Source organism: Hoeflea sp. (assembly GCF_984452065.1).
Map to the genome: position 1 here is coordinate 11,315 of NZ_CFHWAF010000129.1, position 1,666 is coordinate 12,980.

Genomic DNA, 1,666 nt, shown 5'->3' on the forward strand with positions numbered 1-1,666 from the left:
GCCGTGGCGGAGACGCGGAAGCTTTTTAGCCGGCTTTCTTTTTCGCTTGACGAACTCGGATATCTCTACCCGGAAGAGCCGACCGGTTCGGACGCGCCGCCGCAGGAAACGCTGGAGCGGCTGACCGGTGAAGGCCTGCAAAGGCGCTATCCGCAGGGCGCGCCGCAAAAGGTCCTGGATGCGCTCGAGCATGAGCTTGGCCTTATCCGCGAACTGGACTACGCGCCCTATTTCCTGACGGTCTACGACATTGTGCGCTTTGCGCGCAGCAAACATATTCTGTGCCAGGGGCGCGGTTCGGCGGCCAATTCGGTCGTCTGCTACTGTCTCGGCATCACCGAGGTCAAGCCGGACAAGGTCGATCTGCTTTTCGAGCGCTTCATCTCCAAGGAGCGCAACGAACCGCCCGATATCGACGTCGATTTCGAGCATGAGCGGCGCGAGGAGGTGATCCAGTACATCTATGAGAAATACGGGCGCGACAAGGCCGGGCTCGCCGCCACGGTAATCACCTATCGCGGCCGTTCGGCACTGCGCGAGGTGGCCAAGGTGTTCGAGCTTTCCGACGATGTGGTCACGGCCATTTCCGGTACGCGCTGGGGCTCTTCGTCCTCGAAGCTCGACGAGGAGGACGCGCGCCGCGCCGGGCTCGATCCGCATGACAAATATCTCATGCAGGCCCTCGACATGGCGAGCCAGATCATCGGCTTTCCGCGTCATCTTTCCCAGCATGTCGGCGGCTTTGTCATCACCCGCGACCGGCTGAGTTCGGTCATTCCGATCGAGAATGCGGCGATGGAGGACCGCACCGTCGTCGAATGGGACAAGGACGATCTGGAAAGCCTCGGCATGCTCAAGATCGACGTGCTTGGCCTCGGCATGCTGAGTTGTATCCGCAAGGCGTTCGAATTCCTGTCAGCCCATTACGGACGCCATGAAACCCTGTCCTCGCTGCCCGAGGAGGATTCGCGGGTCTATGACATGATCTGCCGGGCCGATACGCTCGGTGTTTTCCAGATCGAAAGCCGGGCGCAGATGTCGATGCTGCCGAGGCTGCAGCCACGCTGCTATTACGACCTCGTCATCGAGGTGGCGATCGTGCGGCCCGGGCCCATCCAGGGCGACATGGTGCATCCCTATCTGCGGCGCCGGCAGGGCAAGGAAGATGTGAGCTATCCGAAGGATGAGCTCAGGGAGGTTCTGAAAAAGACGCTCGGCGTGCCGCTGTTCCAGGAGCAGGCGATGAATATCGCCATCGTCGCGGCCAATTTCGCGCCGGGCGAGGCCGATCAGCTGCGCCGCGCCATGGCGACCTTCCGGCGGGTCGGCACGATCCATAATTTCCGCATCAAGATGGTCGAAGGCATGGTTGCCAACGGCTATGAGCGGGAGTTCGCCGAGCACTGTTTCAGCCAGATCGAGGGGTTCGGCGATTACGGCTTTCCCGAAAGCCACGCCGCCAGCTTCGCGCTGCTCGTCTATGTGTCGTGCTGGCTGAAATGTTTCTACCCGGATGTCTTTTGCGCCGCCATTCTCAATGCGCAGCCGATGGGTTTTTACGCGCCGGCGCAGCTGGTGCGCGATGCGCGCGAACACGGCGTCGAGGTACGGCCCGTCGATATCAACCATTCCGACCGGCTGTCGACGCTGGAGGAAAATGACGTGG

Annotated in this window: 1 protein-coding gene; it reads left to right on the forward strand. The window is 61.5% G+C overall.

Features of this window, described 5'->3' with window-relative positions; genetic code table 11:
• Positions 1-1,666 (forward strand): error-prone DNA polymerase (locus AC5E6N_RS19425; protein ID WP_491749364.1); only part of this gene is annotated, 1,666 nt, incomplete at both ends.